The organism is Amycolatopsis nigrescens CSC17Ta-90 (assembly GCF_000384315.1).
GTDB lineage: Bacteria > Actinomycetota > Actinomycetes > Mycobacteriales > Pseudonocardiaceae > Amycolatopsis > Amycolatopsis nigrescens.
Genome location: NZ_ARVW01000001.1, coordinates 5,873,827 through 5,889,608 on the forward strand (window position 1 = coordinate 5,873,827; position 15,782 = coordinate 5,889,608).

At 68.4% G+C, this 15,782-nt stretch carries 13 protein-coding genes, 1 tRNA gene and 1 pseudogene; 7 read left to right on the top strand and 8 right to left on the bottom strand.

Going from position 1 to position 15,782, the window contains the following annotated elements; genetic code table 11:
* The first annotated feature begins 77 nt into the window (after positions 1–77).
* The gene (locus AMYNI_RS0127975; protein ID WP_020671390.1) at positions 78–722 is read left to right on the top strand and encodes a nicotinamide mononucleotide transporter family protein; all 645 of its coding nucleotides are present in this window, start codon (positions 78–80) and stop codon (positions 720–722) included.
* On the opposite strand, the gene AMYNI_RS0127980 is transcribed toward AMYNI_RS0127975, so the two are convergent.
* The 3 genes from AMYNI_RS0127980 to aceE all read right to left on the bottom strand — a co-directional run bounded on the left by AMYNI_RS0127980 (position 686) and on the right by aceE (position 6,522).
* Positions 686–2,299, bottom strand: coding sequence for an L-lactate permease (locus AMYNI_RS0127980; protein ID WP_020671391.1), 1,614 nt, complete (start codon positions 2,297–2,299; stop codon positions 686–688). The two genes, AMYNI_RS0127975 and AMYNI_RS0127980, sit on opposite strands and share 37 nt — an antisense overlap.
* 112 nt (positions 2,300–2,411) lie before the next feature.
* Positions 2,412–3,623 (bottom strand): alpha-hydroxy acid oxidase, encoded by a 1,212-nt coding sequence (locus tag AMYNI_RS0127985; RefSeq protein WP_020671392.1) that lies wholly within the window; start codon positions 3,621–3,623, stop codon positions 2,412–2,414.
* A gap of 88 nt (positions 3,624–3,711) precedes the next feature.
* Positions 3,712–6,522, bottom strand: a complete 2,811-nt coding sequence (gene aceE / locus AMYNI_RS0127990) for a pyruvate dehydrogenase (acetyl-transferring), homodimeric type (RefSeq protein WP_020671393.1) — start codon at positions 6,520–6,522, stop codon at positions 3,712–3,714.
* A gap of 410 nt (positions 6,523–6,932) precedes the next feature.
* Between aceE and AMYNI_RS0127995 the strand changes: the two genes are divergently transcribed.
* From AMYNI_RS0127995 to AMYNI_RS0128005, 3 genes are all read left to right on the top strand, one after another.
* Positions 6,933–7,361: a DUF3052 domain-containing protein gene (locus AMYNI_RS0127995; protein ID WP_020671394.1), complete on the top strand. Its 429-nt coding sequence runs from the start codon at positions 6,933–6,935 to the stop codon at positions 7,359–7,361.
* 95 nt (positions 7,362–7,456) lie between these two features.
* Positions 7,457–7,921 carry a peroxiredoxin gene (locus AMYNI_RS0128000; protein WP_020671395.1) on the top strand — a complete coding sequence of 155 codons (465 nt, stop codon included), beginning with the start codon at positions 7,457–7,459 and terminating at the stop codon, positions 7,919–7,921.
* Between the two features lie 38 nt (positions 7,922–7,959).
* Positions 7,960–8,034: transfer RNA gene (locus AMYNI_RS0128005), tRNA-Val, on the top strand.
* Between the two features lie 35 nt (positions 8,035–8,069).
* On the opposite strand, the gene AMYNI_RS0128010 is transcribed toward AMYNI_RS0128005, so the two are convergent.
* The 4 genes and pseudogenes from AMYNI_RS0128010 to AMYNI_RS0128025 all read right to left on the bottom strand — a co-directional run.
* On the bottom strand, positions 8,070–9,185 hold the full coding sequence (locus tag AMYNI_RS0128010; protein ID WP_020671396.1) for a hypothetical protein: 1,116 nt from the start codon (positions 9,183–9,185) through the stop codon (positions 8,070–8,072).
* Complete coding sequence (locus AMYNI_RS0128015; protein WP_020671397.1) at positions 9,186–9,581, bottom strand: hypothetical protein; 396 nt, start codon at positions 9,579–9,581, stop codon at positions 9,186–9,188.
* Between the two features lie 192 nt (positions 9,582–9,773).
* A complete protein-coding gene (locus tag AMYNI_RS50260; RefSeq protein ID WP_020671398.1) occupies positions 9,774–10,055 on the bottom strand; it encodes a hypothetical protein in 282 nt (93 codons plus the stop codon).
* A 231-nt stretch (positions 10,056–10,286) separates the two neighbouring features.
* Positions 10,287–11,063, bottom strand: a pseudogene (locus tag AMYNI_RS0128025) (glycoside hydrolase family 16 protein); the annotation flags it as partial.
* A 350-nt stretch (positions 11,064–11,413) separates the two neighbouring features.
* Between AMYNI_RS0128025 and AMYNI_RS0128030 the strand changes: the two are divergent.
* Both AMYNI_RS0128030 and AMYNI_RS0128035 read left to right on the top strand, forming a co-directional pair.
* Positions 11,414–12,292 (top strand): AAA family ATPase, encoded by an 879-nt coding sequence (locus AMYNI_RS0128030; protein WP_020671400.1) that lies wholly within the window; start codon positions 11,414–11,416, stop codon positions 12,290–12,292.
* 5 nt (positions 12,293–12,297) lie between these two features.
* A complete protein-coding gene (locus AMYNI_RS0128035; RefSeq protein ID WP_026361027.1) occupies positions 12,298–13,656 on the top strand; it encodes a vWA domain-containing protein in 1,359 nt (452 codons plus the stop codon).
* A 50-nt stretch (positions 13,657–13,706) separates the two neighbouring features.
* Here the strand turns inward: AMYNI_RS0128035 and AMYNI_RS0128040 are convergent, their stop codons facing one another.
* Complete coding sequence (locus AMYNI_RS0128040) at positions 13,707–15,206, bottom strand: DEAD/DEAH box helicase (RefSeq protein ID WP_157358069.1); 1,500 nt, start codon at positions 15,204–15,206, stop codon at positions 13,707–13,709.
* A gap of 176 nt (positions 15,207–15,382) precedes the next feature.
* Here AMYNI_RS0128040 and AMYNI_RS0128045 point away from each other — a divergent pair, with 176 nt between their 5' ends.
* Positions 15,383–15,772 carry a hypothetical protein gene (locus AMYNI_RS0128045; RefSeq protein ID WP_020671403.1) on the top strand — a complete coding sequence of 130 codons (390 nt, stop codon included), beginning with the start codon at positions 15,383–15,385 and terminating at the stop codon, positions 15,770–15,772.
* Positions 15,773–15,782 lie beyond the last annotated feature (10 nt).

The following is a 15,782-nucleotide window of genomic DNA, read 5'->3' on the forward strand; positions in this document are numbered from 1 at the left end:
GTTCCAAGTCTCACAGTCGCTAGGGAAATGTCCCCTTCCTGGCCCATGTTGGGATCGATATACGGAAGGGGTGGGCGGTGGACTTCTTGCTGCACCACGGTTTCACCATGCTCGGTCAACAGGTCTCGCTGGCCGAGCTGACCGGGCAGGTGGCCGCACTGGCGGTGGTGTTCCTCGCGCAGCGTCGCACCCTGTGGACCTGGCCGGTGCAGGTCGCGGCCACCGTGCTGCTGTTCTCGGTGTACCTCTCCGCGCACCTCGGTGGGCTCGCCGCAAGGCAGGTGGCCATTCTGCTGATCTCGCTCTACGGCTGGTGGGCGTGGACCCGCCGCCGCGACCCGGTGTACGGCGTCGTGGTGCGCAAGGGCAGCGCTCGCGAGCGGCTGGCCATGCTCAGCGCTTTCGTGGCCGGTACCACCGCGATGGCGCTGGTGCTGGACGCGCTCGATGCCTCATGGGCGCCGTGGCCGGACGCCGCGATTTTCGTCGGCACCCTGGTCGCGTTCGCCGCGCAGGGCGCCGGGCTGGTCGAATTCTGGCTGGTCTGGCTGATCGTGGACGGGATCGGCGTGCCGCTGCAGATCGCCTCCGGGCTGTGGTTCTCGGCCGCGATCTACCTGGTCTTCGCGGCACTGGTGGTGCGGGGCTGGTGGAGCTGGAACCGGTCGGCCGAACAGTCCGGCGCTCAGGGCAGCATCCAGCTGAGCACCGGCGTGCTCTGACCGACCACGATCAGGCACATCACCAGCAGCAGGCCGATGCTCCATGGCAGCACCTTCCGCAGCAGGTTGCCCTCCTCGCCGTTCAGGTTGGCCGCCGCGCACGCGATGGTCAGGTTCTGCGGCGAGATCATCTTGCCCAGCACCCCGCCCGAGCTGTTCGCGGCGGCGAGCAGGTCGGCCGGGAGCCCGGCCTGGCCGGCCGCGGTGACCTGCAGCGCGCCGAATAACGCGTTCGCGGAGGTGTCCGAGCCGGTCACGGCGACCCCGAACCAGCCGAGCACCGGGGACAGGAAGGCCAGCCCGGCGCCGGCGCCGGCGATCAGATAGCCGATCGTGGTGGCCTGTCCGGACAGGTTCAGCACGTACGCCAGCGCGAGCACGCTGGTCACGGTGAGGATGGCGAACCGAAGCTCGCGGACGGTGGCCAGCCATTCGGTCAGCGTGGCGCTGGCGGAGATCCGCAGCACGATCGCGGTGAGCACGCCCGCGACCAGCACCAGGGTGCCGCCGGTGTTCAGGATCGGCAGCGAGAACGTGTTGGCCGAGACCGGTTTCCCGCCGGCGTTCGCGACGTTCAGCAACGGCCAGTCGAACTTCCAGGTGGCCGAGTCCAGCAGCTTCTTCACCGGCGGCAGCTGGCCGATCGAGAAGATCACGATGATCAGGCCGTAGGGCACGTATGCCTTGAAGATCTCGCCGCGTTCCTCCGGCCTGTCCAGCACCTCGGTTCGGGCGCCGGTGAGCACCGCGGTGCGCACCTCTTCCTTGGCCGGCCTGCGGGAGGCGGGCAGCAGCACCAGCGCGGCCGCGCCGGCCAGCGCGGCACCGATGTCGGCGAGTTGCGCGGAGACGTAGTTCGACGCCAGGAACTGCACTACGCCGAAGGCCACGCCGCAGCACAGCGCGGGCAGCCAGGTTTCCCTGAGCCCGCGCCTGCCATCCACGATGAACACCAGCAGGAGTGGGACCACCAGCGCGAGCAGCGGGGTCTGCCGCCCGACGATCGAGGAGACGGTGTCCAGCGGCAGGCCGGTGACCTGGGCCAAGGTGACCACCGGGGTGCCCATCGCGCCGAACGCGACCGGCGCCGTGTTGGCCACCAGCGCGACCACCGCGGCCTTGACCGGTGCGAAGCCCAGCGCCACCAGCATCACCGAGCAGATCGCCACCGGGGCGCCGAACCCGGCCAGCGCCTCCATCAGCGCGCCGAAGCTGAACGCGATGATCAGCGCCTGGATCCGGGGGTCGTCGGAGACCCGACCGAAGGAGCGCCGCAGCACGTCGAAGTGTCCGGTGCGCACGGTGAGCCGGTAGATCCACAGTGCGTTCAGCACGATCCACATGATCGGGAACAGGCCGAACACCGCACCCTGCACCCCGGACGAGAGCGCCTGGTCCAGCGGCATGCCGAAGGGCAGCACGGCGACCAGCAGGGCCACCGCCAGCCCGATCATCGCGGCCAGATGCGCCTTCATCCGGACCACGCCGAGCAGTACCAGCACAGTGGCCAGCGGCAACACCGCGACCAGTGCGGACAGCCAGAGCGAACCGAGCGGGACGAGCTCCTGGACGAACATGTGACCCGACCTCGTTTCCACAATGTGAAAACTACTTTTCGTACTAGGCCGAGATCTTCGTCACAAACGACACGTCCCGTCAAGAACTTGACGCGTATGGCCTATCGGCTCGTCACCGGAGGGTGGCGTGCGTGGGCCTGAGGTCGGCGATCCGGCGGACGCCGAGCAGCTGCATGGTGCGCACGATCTCGGTGCGGAGGATGTCCACCGCGCGCCGGACCCCGCGCTCGCCGCCGGCCATCAGCCCGTACAGGTAGGCCCGGCCGATCAGGCAGGCATCCGCGCCGCGCGCCATCCCGGCCACGATGTCGCCGCCGGAGAGGATGCCGGTGTCCAGCCAGACCTCGGCCTCGCCGTTGACCTCGTCCAGCACCGGCGGTAGCAGCTCCAGCGGGGTCGGCGCCCGGTCCAGCTGGCGCCCGCCGTGGTTGGACAGGATCACCGCCTCGGCCCCGTGCTTGACCACCTCACGGGCGTCGTCGGCGTTCTGGATGCCCTTCACCACCAGCTTGCCCGGCCAGGTGGCGCGCACCCAGTCGAGGTCGTCGAAGTTCAGCGTCGGGTCGAACAGCTTGTTCAGCAGTTCCGCGACCGTGCCGCCCCAAGAGCTGAGCGAGGCGAAGGTCAGCGGCTCGGTGGTGAGCAGGTTGATCCACCACGCCGGATGCATCGCGCCGTCGACGAAGGTGCGCAGGGTCAGCGCGGGCGGGATGGTGAGCCCGTTGCGCACATCGCGCATCCTGGCCCCGCCCACCGGGGTGTCCACGGTCAGCATCAAGGTGTCGTAGCCGGTTTCCCAAGCTCGGTTCATCAGATCCTCGCCGGCCGCGTGGTCGCGCCAGACGTAGAGCTGGAACCACTTGCGCGCCTCCGGCGCCGCGGCGGCGACGTCCTCGATCGAGGTGGTGCCCATCGTGGACAACGCGTACGGGATGCCGGTCTCCTGCGCGACCCGCACCACCGCGCGCTCGCCCTCGTGGTTCATCATCCTGGTGAACCCGGTCGGCGCGAAGGCGAACGGAAGCTCCGACCGCTGCCCGAGGATCTCCGTGCTGGTGTCCACGTCCGAGACCCCGCGGAGCACGTTCGGATGGAACTCGACACGGCGGAACGCCTGCCTCGCCCGGCGCAGGCTGTCCTCCAGTTCGGCCGCGCCGTCGGTGTAGTCGAACACCGCGCGCGGGCTGCGCTTGCGCGCGATCATGCGCAGGTCGGCGATGGTGTGCGCGCCTGCGAGCCTGCGGTCGGTCGGGTTCAGCACGATCGGCTTCGGCCGCAGGATCTGGGCGAGCTCGTTCGGGCGGGGCAGCCGGCGCTTCGTCACGCGATCATCTCCCTGGGCAAGGTGAAGGGACCCGCCGAAACGAGAAACATCAGATGTTTCGACGGGTCCCTTAATAGCACACCAGCCGTCACGCGTTGCCGGACTCCGAGGTCTGCGGGCCCGCCGCGGACACGTCGTCGATCCGGTACCTGCGCGCGGCCTCGGTCACCTTGGCCTGTTCCACGTCGCCGCGGCGGGACAGCGCGCTGAGCGTGCCAACCACGATCGACTCGGCGTCCACCAGGAAGTGCCGTCGCGCGGCGGGCCGGGTGTCGGAGAAGCCGAACCCGTCCGTGCCGAGCGTCAGCATGTCGGTGGGCACCCACGGGCGGATCAGGTCCGGCACCGCGCGCATCCAGTCCGACACCGCCACCACTGGACCGGGAGCGCCCTGCAGCGCCTGGGTCACGTACGGCACCCGAGGCTGCGAGTCCGCCGGGTGCAGCAGGTTGTCGTGGTCGATCTCCACGGCCTCGCGGCGCAGCTCGTTCCACGAGGTCGCGGACCACACCGCGGCCTGCACGCCCCACTCTTCGGCCAGCATCCGCTGGGCCTTGAGCGCGTCCGGCATGGTCACCCCGGACACCAGGATCTGCGCCTTCGGGCCTTCGCCGTCCGGCGCGTCCGAGTAGCGGTACAGGCCCTTCAGGAGACCTTCCACGTCCAGGTTCTCCGGCTCGGCCGGCTGCTGGTACGGCTCGTTGTAGATGGTCAGGTAGTAGAACACGTTCTCGCCGTTGCCGTCCGGCCCGGTCTCGCCGTACATCCGGCGGAGGCCGTCCCGCACGATGTGCGCGATCTCGAAGGAGAACGACGGGTCGTAGGCGATCACCGCCGGGTTGGTGGCGGCCAGCAGCAGCGAATGCCCGTCCGCGTGCTGCAGCCCCTCGCCGGTCAGCGTGGTGCGCCCGGCGGTGGCGCCGAGCACGAACCCGCGGGTCATCTGGTCCGCCGCCGCGTACAGCCCGTCACCGGTCCGCTGGAACCCGAACATCGAGTAGAAGATGTAGATCGGGATCATCGGCTCGCCGTGCGTCGAGTACGACGTGCCGACCGCGGTGAACGACGCCGTCGAGCCGGCCTCGTTGATGCCCTCGTGCAGCAGCTGTCCCTGCTCGGACTCCTTGTACGCCAGCATCAGCTTGGCGTCCACCGAGGTGTAGGTCTGCCCGTTCGGGTTGTAGATCTTGGCGGTGGGGAACATCGAGTCCAGGCCGAAGGTGCGGGCCTCGTCCGGGATGATCGGCACGATCCGCTTGCCGATCTCGGAGTCCTTCGCCAGCTCGCGGATCAGCCGGACGATGGCCATCGTGGTGGCCACTTCCTGCTTGCCGGAGCCGCGGCGGATGCCCTCGTAGACCTTGTCGCCGGGCAGCACCAGCGCCTTGGCCTTGGACCGCCGCTCTGGCAGGAAGCCGCCGAGCGCGCGGCGGCGCCCGATCAGGTACTCGATCTCCGGCGAGTTCTCGCCGGGGTGGTAGTACGGCGGCAGCTTGGGGTCGCGCTCGAGCTGCTCGTCGCTGATCGGGATGCGCTGCGCGTCCCGGAACAGCTTTAGGTCGTCCAGGGTGAGCTTCTTCATCTGGTGCGTGGCGTTGCGGCCCTCGAACGAGGAGCCGAGCCCGTAGCCCTTGATGGTGTGCGCCAGGATCACCGTGGGCTGGCCGTGGTGCTCCAGCGCCGCGTTGTAGGCCGCGTAGACCTTGCGGTAGTCGTGCCCGCCGCGCTTGAGGTTCCAGATGTCGGCGTCGGAGAGGTCCTTGACCAGCTCCTTCGTCCTGGGGTCCCGGCCGAAGAAGTGCTCGCGCACGTACGCGCCGTCATTGGCCTTGTAGGTCTGGTAGTCGCCGTCCGGGGTGGTGTTCATGACGTTCACCAGTGCGCCGTCGCGGTCCGCGTGCAGCAACGCGTCCCACTCGCGGCCCCAGATGACCTTGATCACGTTCCAGCCGGCGCCGCGGAAGTAGGACTCCAGCTCCTGGATGATCTTGCCGTTCCCGCGCACCGGCCCGTCCAGCCGCTGCAGGTTGCAGTTGATCACGAAGGTCAGGTTGTCCAGGCCCTCGCCGGCCGCCACGTGGATCAGCCCGCGCGACTCGGCCTCGTCCATCTCGCCGTCGCCGAGGAACGCCCATACGTGCTGGTCGTCGGTGTTCTTGAGGCCGCGGTCGCGCAGGTAGCGGTTGAACCTGGCCTGGTAGATCGCGTTCATCGGGCCGAGGCCCATGGACACCGTCGGGTTCTCCCAGAACTCCGGCATCAGCCGCGGATGCGGGTAGGACGGCAGCCCGCCGCCGGCCCCGGCGTGCGAGTACTCCTGGCGGAAGCCGTCCAACTGCTGCTCGGTCAGCCTGCCTTCGAGGAAGGCCCGCGCGTAGATGCCGGGGGAGGCGTGCCCCTGGATGTAGATCTGGTCGCCGCCGCCGGAGTGGTCCTTGCCGCGGAAGAAGTGGTTGAAGCCGACTTCGTACAGCGCGGCCGAGGAGGCATAGGTCGAGATGTGCCCGCCGACGCCGACCCCCGGCCGCTGCGCCCGGTGCACCATGATGGCCGCGTTCCACCGGATGTAGGCCCGGTAGCGGCGCTCGATGTCCTCGTCACCGGGAAACCAGGGTTCGTTCTCGGTGGGGATGGTGTTCACGTAGTCCGTGGTGCTCAACGGGGGCAAGCCGACGTTGCGTTCGCGGGCCCGCTCCAGCATCCGGAGCATCAGGTACCGGGCGCGTTGCTGGCCGCCACGGGCCAGTGCCTCGTCGAAGGAGGCGAGCCACTCGGACGTCTCTTCCGGGTCGATGTCCGGCAGGTGTGACGCCAGTCCATCGCGGATGACACGAACGCGTGCATGGGCCTCCTGACCTGCGACGCTTCCGCGTCCGGCCGCACTGCCTTGGGGGGCCAAGGGATCTCCTCGCCATCTTGTTGCTCGTGCTCGCACACAATCGTCTGCAGTGTGTTCGCCTGCCATGTTCGTCGCGTTCTCGGCTCACGTCATGCGCTACTCAGCGGTAACGTTCACCCACCCCGCCGCAGCCGGTTCCCGGCCGCGGTTGTATCGCGCGCGCGACTGCATCCACCCTAAGCTAGGCCCGGAAGTGGGGCTCGGGCGCGCCGGGGGAGCGAGGTCCGTCAGGTCGATGTTTTTCACCTCGCGACGGAATGACTACTGCCCGTACGCTGCGACACGAGTTGGGAGTAGATCCGGTGTGGACGGTTGCGCCGGGCGGCTTACCAGTGTTCGCTTAGCGCATCCGTTTACCCGAGTAGGGCGGGCTACCGCCCTACGCCGTCTTAGCTGGAGGAGTGAAAGTCGTGGTCGCCGCTGGAGACGCTGAACAGAACAGCGTCGCCGAGAGGCTTGGGATCAAGCCGGACATGGTGGTTCAGGAGATCGGCTGGGATGAGGACGTCGACGACGACGCCCGCGCCGCGATCGAAGAACATATCGGTGGCGAGCTCCTCGATGAGGACGCCCAGGAGGTCATCGACGTCGTGCTGCTCTGGTGGCGCGAAGACGACGGTGACCTGGGAGATGCGCTCATCGACGCCCGGGACATGCTGAACGAGGAAGGCGTGATCTGGGTACTCACTCCCAAGACCGGGCAGCCGGGGCACGTCGAGCCGAGTGACATCGCGGAGGCCGTGCCGGCGGTCGGTCTCTCGCAGACCGGCAACGTCAGCATCGGGGACGGCTGGGCCGGGACCAGACTGGTGTCGCCGAAGTCGAAGACCCGGCGCTGAGCCGGGCGGCACCCGGCCGGGCGGTGCGCATCGCGCGATAGGGTTGTCCCGCAGGCATGAGACGCACCCAGCTCCAGGTGAGAGGATTCCCAGGTATGGCGGTCGAGGTCGGTTCGCAAGCCCCGGACTTCACGCTCAACGACTACAACAAGCAGGAAGTCAAGCTCTCGTCCTTCCAGGGCGACAAGCCGGTGCTGCTGGTGTTCTACCCGTTCGCGTTCAGCGGCATCTGCCAGGGCGAGCTCTGCCAGCTCCGCGACGAGTTCGCGGACTACGACGGCCAGGGCGTGCAGGTGCTCGGGGTGTCGGTGGACACGCCGTTCTCGCTCAAGGCGTGGGCCGAGCAGCAGGGCTACCAGTTCCCGCTGCTGTCCGACTTCTGGCCGCACGGTGAGGTCGCCAAGACCTACGGCGTGTTCAACGAGAAGGCCGGGCTGGCCAACCGCGGCACCTTCCTGATCGACAAGGATGGCGTGGTGCGCTACGCCGAGGTCAACGCGCCGGGCGAGGCGCGCGACCAGCAGAGCTGGAAGAAGGCCGTGGCCGAGCTGCCGGCATGAGACCGGACCGGCGGCGCCCGCGTGGCGCCGCCGGCTTCGGGCGCATAGCTCAGCGGGAGAGCACTCGGTTTACACCCGAGCGGTCGCAGGTTCGAATCCTGCTGCGCCCACCAGAAACTCCGAACAGGTTGCCGGGGCGACCTCTTGCTCACGCCGGTGGAACGAACGCGGGGAGTGCGGGCGGTTTATTGGTATCGGTTTCCGTCATGATGGCCCACAATTGGTCGCGCATTAACTGGGACAGGGTGCCGTAGGCTTCGGTGCGTGGCTCGATCGAGATGAACAGCTCGTTGCTGATTCGGTCTGCTTCGATGACGAACCAGTCCACGAGTTCGGTCCAAGTATTTTCCCAGGTGGGCGGGCTGTTCGGGCCCTCTGCCTTGTATGACTTTCCCGCTTCATCTGTTTCTAGCTCGCCGACGATGATTGAGCTTATGGCTCCGGTGATGACACCGTAGGCTACGCGAGCAGCAACGCCGCCGGCCACCGGAACCGCGGAGAAGGCTGCGGTAAGGGCAAGCGAGACCATCACTTCCAGGATTCCGTCCCAAGACGTGTCGGCCGGTTCCGGATTGGCCTTCTGCTTGAATATTTCGACCATCTTGCGCATGCGTTGCAGGATGAGATCCCTGGATCCGAGATAGGCGCCGCGATAACGCCCAAGCGTTTCGGCGAGGGCGAACATCTGATTCTCGTGACTCTCCGCGTACCGTTTGACCTGGTCGTGGTAGGATTTTGCCGCTTCGTAACGAGGATCGTCTTGCTCGATGCCGGCCAGCAGGGCGTCCAAGTTCTTGGCGAAGGCCTCGTCAAAAGAGTAGTCGTGCTTGTAGAGGTGCGAATCCGCCGGTCTCTTCTTTCCTTCCGCTGAGCACAAGTAGGAATCCTTCAAGGCCGTGAAGCACTCTTCCATCGAGCCTCTCCAGCGGATCCCGGAAACTTCGTGTATGGCGTAGAACGCGTTCGAAGGATCAAAGCCCGTTATGACGGAGCGCAACTCCCATTCCAGCGACGTGTGGTTCATCTTCATATTTCCGGCGCTATGGATGACGGCGCCGAGTTCGTTCTCTGTTCTCTTTTTGATGGAGTCAAGTTCGAAGCCGCACTCGGCGCAGACGTAGCGCCGCGGGCCGCCGTGCCGCTCTGGATGCGCGAGGTAGTTGAGCCAGCGGGCGAACTCTTTGACCGTCTCCGCCACATCTTCGTCGATGGGGCCATTGTCCCACTCCGCGCAAGGCTCGAACTCTTCCGGAGACCCGGCCATTCAACGGCCCTCCTTGAGATTCTTCAGAATGTTGTTCATGGTGTCCGCAGCCGCGTCATCGGCGGACTTCACTCCATTCGCCAGGTTCATGAAGTAGTTGAGATAGGCGCCAAAAGAACTTCTGAACTCCGCTTTCTCGGCCGCTAATCGATCCAGCTCCGTGAGGAAAGCCTGGAGAAATGCCTTGCTGCCTTCCTGGACATTGCCGGCCTTGCCGCGCCCCCCTACCCAGTTGTCCAGGGCTCCCTGGGTAAAACCTCTGGTCATGGCGGCCTGCACCGCTGCTCTGGCGGCGGTGTAGGCATCGGATTGAGTTTTCCACTGCTCCAGCGTGTCCTTCGCGAGTGCGTCTGCCGCACTTCGAACGTCTTCCGGACGTATGTGAATATTGACCATTGGTTCCATCCCTCCCGCCGATCGCGACAGGACAACCTTCCGGTCGCATGATCGCGATGTCTCCAAGCGGCACCTCTCCCACGTCAGTGCCCGCAGAGCGGTTCATTCTGCCGAAAGGGCCTGCTCCGCATGGCCCAAAGGTGGAAGGTTGGTCATGCTGTTACCCGCGGTGGTCTTACCGTAACCGCACGCCTACTTACGGTGCTGGTGTGCCGGACTAGGTGAAAGGTGGCCGACATTTTCGCGGGCAGGGTGATCCGGGTGGCGCCTTGGCGGACGAACTTGGTCAGGCTTGGTCAGCGGCAGCACGTCCGCCAGGTCGTGCGCGATGGAGAACCGGGCCAGGCCAGGGTCGGTCTGCCCGGCGGGCAGGTCGTTGTAGGAGTAGCTGAACCTGGGCAGGTCCGAGGCGCCCATCGGGTTGCGGATGAAGGAGAGCCCGATCCCGGTGACCGGGTCGAACAGCTTGCGCATGGTGTCGTCGCGGGTGCCATCGGAAAGCGCGCCGCTTGGAGTTCATCAGCCAGGCGTCGGTGAACGAGGCTCCGGCGCCTTCGAACTGTTGGTACGTCCGGCTTTCGTCCACCGTGATGGTTTGCCCGCCGGGCCGATGCCGTGGTCACCAGCAGGGCCGCGGGCAGCTCCGGAAAGGGCGGGTTGCCCACCGTGGTGCGCAACCCGCCCGGAACTCAGGTTTTCAGGTCAGTTGGTGACCCGTACGTAGTCGATCACCAGCTGCTGCGGGAAGGTCGTGCTGCCATCCGGGTCGCCGGGCCAGTAGCCGCCGACGGCGAGGTTCAGGATCAGGAAGAACGGATGGTCGAAGACCCAGCGGTTGCCGTTGAGATCGGCCGGGGTCCGCCGCTGGTAGACGTTTCCGTCCACCGACCAGGTAATGGAGTCGGGGGCCCAGTCCACGGCGAAGGTGTGGAAACCGTCGGCGAACCGCGGCCCGTTGTAGGCAGCGCCGATGCCGCCGGAACCGGAGTAGCCGGGGCCGTGCAGGGTGCCGTGCACGGTGTTGGGCTCGCGGCCGATGTTCTCCATGATGTCCAGCTCGCCGCAGGTCGGCCAGCCGGCACTGCCGATGTCGTTGCCCAGCATCCAGAAGGCGGGCCAGATGCCCTGGCCGTGGGACATCTTGATCCTGGCCTCGAAGTGCCCGTAGGTCTGGGTGAACTTGCCGGCGGTGTTCAGCCGGGCCGAGGTGTACTCGCACCTGCCGTACCAGCAGTTGTAGTTCGCCGGGTTCTCCTTGCGGGCGGTGATGACCAGGTTCCCCTGCCCGTCCATCGCGGCGTTGTTGGTGCTGTTCGTGTAGTACTGCCGCTCGTGGTTGTTGACGTTGTCGCCGGTTTCCAGCTGCCACTTGCCGCCGTCCACCGCGGAGCCCGCCGGCCCGTTGAACTCGTCGGCGAAGGTGGTGGCGGCGATATCGGGACTGGAGCCGGTGGTGCTGCCGGCGGGGGTGGCGGCCAGCAGCGTCCCTGCGGCCGCGGTCAGCGCGACCACGGCCAAGGTGAGGCCGGTGCGCAGCCGTCGTTTCGTGAGATTCGCGGACGTCTTCGTTGACGTCGGATTTGACATCACTGTCACCTCTCATGCGCAGGACCCGGGCGCCGATGCCCGGGGAATACCCAAAAGATCCTTTGTTGCGCGCGACAACAAAAGGATCGCATGGACTGGACCAATTGGACAAGGGGTGATTGTGCGGCGGGCGTCCGGTCGTACGCGGGGAGTGAGCGCTGTGGCGATGCACTCCGCTGCTTGCGCGACGGCGGGCGGTTCAGCGAGTCTGCTTCCAGCGCACCAGGCGCGAACGAGGAGGGTCTGTGACCGGGACCGGGTTCTTTACTTCGGTGGAAGATGTCTCCGCGCGGCTGGCCGAGACCGGCTATTTGGCATCCACCGCGGTGGCCACCACCGTGTTCCTTGCCGACCAGCTCGGCAAGCCGCTGTTGGTGGAGGGACCGGCCGGGGTCGGCAAGACCGAGCTGGCCAGGGCCGTCGCGCAGGCCGGTGGCGCCGCGCTGGTGCGGTTGCAGTGCTACGAGGGCGTCGACGAGGCGCGGGCGCTGTACGAGTGGAACCACGCCAAGCAGCTGCTGCGGATCACCGCCGGCCGGGACGAGGGCTGGGAGCAGGCGCGCACCGACATCTTCAGCGAGGAGTTCCTGCTCGCCAGGCCGCTGTTGACCGCGATCCGCAACACCGAGCCGACCGTGCTGCTGATCGACGAGACGGACAAGGCCGACGTCGAGGTGGAGGGGCTGCTGCTCGAGGTGCTCGGCGACTTCCAGGTCACCGTGCCAGAACTGGGCACCATCGCGGCCACCCGGCGGCCGTTCGCGGTGCTGACCTCCAACGCCACCCGCGAGCTGTCCGAAGCGCTGCGGCGGCGCTGCCTGTTCCTGCACATCGACTTCCCGGACGCGGAGCTGGAACAGCGCATCGTCCGGCTCAAGGTGCCCTCGATCGATGAGGCACTGGCCACTTCGCTGGTCCGGGTGATCAACGCGCTGCGCGCGATGGAGCTGCGCAAGTCGCCTTCGGTGGCCGAGACCATCGACTGGGCGCGCACGCTGCTCGCACTGGGCGCGGACACCCTGGACGAGAACGTGGTGCGCGACAGCCTCGGCGTGATCCTCAAGCATCAGGACGATGTGGCCAAGGCCGGCACCGAGCTGCGACTGGGGCAGGTGCTGGGGTGAACGCGCTGGCCGGCCTGCCGGAGCGGCTGGTCGAGTTCGTCGAGGCGCTGCGCGAGCAGGGCATCCAGGCCGGGCCGAGCGAGACCGTGGACGCCGCGGCGGCGCTGGAGGTCCTCGGGCTGGCAGACCGGGAGCGGGTCCGCGAAGGGCTGGCCGCGGCGCTGGTTCGGCGCGGCGGCCAGCGTTCGGTCTTCGACGCGGCCTTCGACCTCTACTTCCCGCTGGGCGTCGGCGCGACCGAACGGGCCCGCGAGTCCGGCATCGACCTGGAGCCACTCCGTGACGAGCTGGCCGACGCGCTGGCCGCGAACGACGAGCAGGCGATGACGCAGCTGGCCGGGCTGGCCGTGGAATCGCTCGGCGGCTACGGACCCGGCTCTGGGGCTGGCAGCGGCTGGTCGGCGCACCAGACCCTGGACCGGCTGCAGCCGCGGACCCTGCTGGTCCGGGTGCTGGCCGCGATCAGGGCGGGGGCGGGCGAGGCCGGGTTCACCGAACGGCTCGAACGGCCGGAGATCCGGCGCCGCATCGACCGGTTCGCCGGCCTGGTCCGGACCGAGGCGCGCCGTCGCTCCGCCGAACTGCGCGGGCGCGAGCAGGTCGCCCGGCACGCCATCGCGCCCGCCGCGGACCGGGTGGACTTCCTGCTCGCCAGCCGGGCTCAGCTCGCCGAGCTCCGCCGCGCGATCCAGCCGCTCTCCCGGCGCCTGGCTACCCGGCTCGCCGCCAGGCGCCGGCGGAACACCCGCGGCCGGATCGACCTGCGCCGCACCCTGCGGCGCTCGCTGTCCACCGGCGGTGTGCCGCTGCGGCCCGCCTACCGCAACCCGCGGCCGGGGCGGCCGGAAATCGTGCTGATCTGCGACCTGTCCGGTTCGGTTGCCGGGTTCGCGAACTTCACCATGTTGCTGGTGCAGGCGTTGCGGGACCAGTTCAGCAAGATCAGGGTGTTCGCGTTCATCGACACCACCGACGAGATCACCAGGCTGGTCACCAACGGCGAGGCCGACCCGGAACGGCTGGGCGAGCGCATTCTGGCCGAGGCCGAGGTCACCACCTGGGACGGGCACAGCGACTACGGCCACGCGCTGGGCGAGTTCGCCGCGCGCTACCCGGACGCGGTCGGCCCCCGCACGTCAGTGCTCATCCTCGGGGACGCCCGCACCAACGGCGGCGACCCGAACCTGGCCGCGCTGCGCCGGATCGTCGCCCCGGCCAAGCATGCGTACTGGCTCAACCCGGAACGCACCGCACTCTGGTCGACCGGCGACTCGGCGGCGCAGGCGTATGCGGAGCTGATCGAGATGCACGAATGCCGCAACGTCGACCAGCTCAGCCGACTCGTCACCCGGCTACTGCCCTAGCGGTCGTGAGTGGAAAGTGTTGCCAGAGCAACACTTTCCACTCACGAGGCTTAGCGACCGGCGCGGGGCTGCCGCTTCGCGCGGGTGCCGGCGGAGAAGGCGGCGGCGCTCGAACGGCGGGCCGGTGCGGCGTCGGTCTGGCCGCGCCGCTGGCCGGAGGCCGAGCGCTGCCGCTGGGCCGAAACCGCCGAGGAGTCCTTGACCCTTGGCTTGGCGCGGCCGTTTCCGCCGCGGCCGGCGCGCTGCTGACCCGACTTGTTCCGGTCACCTTCGTTGCGCCGGTTGCCTTCGCCGCGACGCGACGGTGCCGCCGTCGCCGTGACGGCCGGTTTCGCGGGCGGAGCGACGAAGGAACGTTCGCCCGGCGCGATCTTCGTCAGCAGCTCGTGCCCCGGCGCGACCCTGGTGGTGGTGGGCTTGATGCCGGCCTTGCGGGTGAGGTCGCGGACGTCGGCCAGTTGGTCGTCGGTCATCAGCGTGACCACGGTGCCTTCCGCGCCGGCCCTGGCCGTGCGGCCGGACCGGTGCAGATAAGCCTTGTGCTCCACCGGCGGGTCCGCGTGCACCACCACGGTCACGTCGTCTACGTGAATGCCGCGCGCCGCGATGTCGGTCGCGACCAGGGTGGACGCGGTGCCGTCGGAGAAGGCGCGCAGGTTGCGGTCACGCGCGTTCTGGCCGAGGTTGCCGTGCAGCTCCACCGCCGGGATGCCGGCCGCGACCAGCTGCTTGGCCAGGCTTTTCGCCCGGTACTTGGTGCGGGTGAACACCACGGTCCGGCCCGGCGCGGCGGCCAGGTCCACCAGCACCGGCAGCCGGTTCTCCGGGTGTACGTGCAGAACGTGGTGCGACATGGTGGAAACCGGGGACTGCACGGAATCCACGCTGTGCGTGACCGGGTTGCTGAGGAACTGGCGGACCAGCACATCGACCCCGGCGTCCAGGGTGGCCGAGAACAGCAGCCGCTGGCCGTCCTTCGGGGTCAGCGCGAGCAGCCGGCGGACCACCGGCAGGAAGCCGAGATCGGCCATGTGGTCCGCCTCGTCGAGCACGGTCACCTCGACCGCGTCCAGTTTGGCGTGCCCGGTCTGCACGTGGTCGGTGAGCCGGCCGGGGCAGGCGACCAGGATGTCCACCCCGGCGCGCAGTGCGGCGATCTGCGGGTTGGGGCTGACCCCGCCGAAGATCGTCTGCGTTTTCAGCGAAAGGGTGGCGGCGAGCGGCGCGATGGCCGCGTCGATCTGGTTGGCCAGCTCGCGCGTCGGCGCCAGGATCAGCGCGCGCGGGCGTCCCGGCTTGCGCTTGCCGGGTTTCGCGGCGAGCCGGGCCAGTACCGGCAGTACGAAGGCGTAGGTCTTGCCGGAGCCGGTGCGGCCGCGGCCGAGCACGTCGACGCCGGCCAGCGAGTGGGGCAGGGTCGCGGTCTGGATCGGGAACGGGGCGTCGATGCCCTGCCGCGCCAGCGCGGCGACCAGAGGAGCGGGTACCCCGAGCTCGGCGAAGCCGGCCGAAGTGGACGTGGTACTGGGACGGCGAACCGTCACGGGCATCTCCATACGTGGAAGGGTCGTCCTGCCCGGCGCGGCCCAATCGGCCGCGGCGCGTGGGTGGTCGACGTGAAGGCGGCCCGAGGCAGAACGGGGCGGACCGCACCGGTGATCTTACGTCATGCCGGGCCAGGGAGAATCGGGCGGGCACGCCGGGGGATCGGCTACCGTGGCGGCCGATGGAGCGAAAAGGTGCGGGCAGGTTCGCGACCTGGGTGCTGTTTTGTGCGCTCGGGCTGGGGATCGTCGCCATGCACCACGTCGGTTCGGAGCCCGGTGCCGGGCACCACGAAATGGCCGCCGGGACGGTTGTGTCCTTGGCCACAGCCGGTTCGCACGCCGGTCCCGGCCACAGCACGGACCACCACGGCCCGCACGAGCTGTTCCATTCCTGCCTCGCGATCCTGCTCGGCCTGATCGCGCTGGCGCTGCTCCGCCTGCTGCGAAACGCGACGGGCGAAACCTGTGCGCCGGTGCGGCGGAAGCGGCCGTCCCGCGGTTTCGCCAGGGCACCGCCGTTCCGGGCCGGACGCGACTTCCTGCACCTCGCCTGCGTGCTGCGGCTCTGATCGGCCCGCC